Origin of the sequence: Aliivibrio sp. 1S128, assembly GCF_001691065.1 — a bacterium.
In the GTDB taxonomy this organism is placed as follows: domain Bacteria; phylum Pseudomonadota; class Gammaproteobacteria; order Enterobacterales; family Vibrionaceae; genus Aliivibrio.
The window spans coordinates 1-431 of record NZ_MAJV01000162.1 but is presented as its reverse complement, the minus strand read 5'-3'; the positions used below and the strand labels follow the sequence as shown (position 1 = coordinate 431).

Sequence of the window (431 nt, the reverse complement as noted above, 5' to 3'; positions counted from 1 at the left end):
CTACACTCGGCATCTCAGGTTGCCGAGTGTTTATCGTTTTAGGGCGTCAATATTAAGTATAATCGTATAGTAGTAAACGTGTTATGCAGGCGTTATATGCAAGGAGGCATTATGAAAAAAGCTTATCTGTTCGATTGGGGTGACACTTTAATGGTCGATTTTCCAAATACACAAGGAAAAATGTGTGATTGGGAAACAGTTCAAGCCGTAGATGGTGCTTTGGAAATGTTAGCTTCGTTATCCAAGAAAGGACATTTGCTTTATGTGGCAACTGGTGCTGATGATTCCAATGTTCATGATATTGAATTGGCATTTGAACGAGTCGGGTTGTCTCAATTCATTTCAGGCTACTTTTGTAAGTCAAATATTGGCTTATCAAAAGGTAGTTCTGCATTTTATCAAAGAATAACGAATAAGTTAGGTGTTGAACC

1 protein-coding gene is annotated in these 431 nt (G+C 38.1%); it reads left to right on the top strand.

From position 1 onward, the window contains the following. Positions 1–111 precede the first annotated feature (111 nt). Positions 112–431: HAD family hydrolase (locus tag A6E03_RS18400; protein WP_065601484.1), on the top strand; the 320-nt coding region annotated here is incomplete at its 3' end.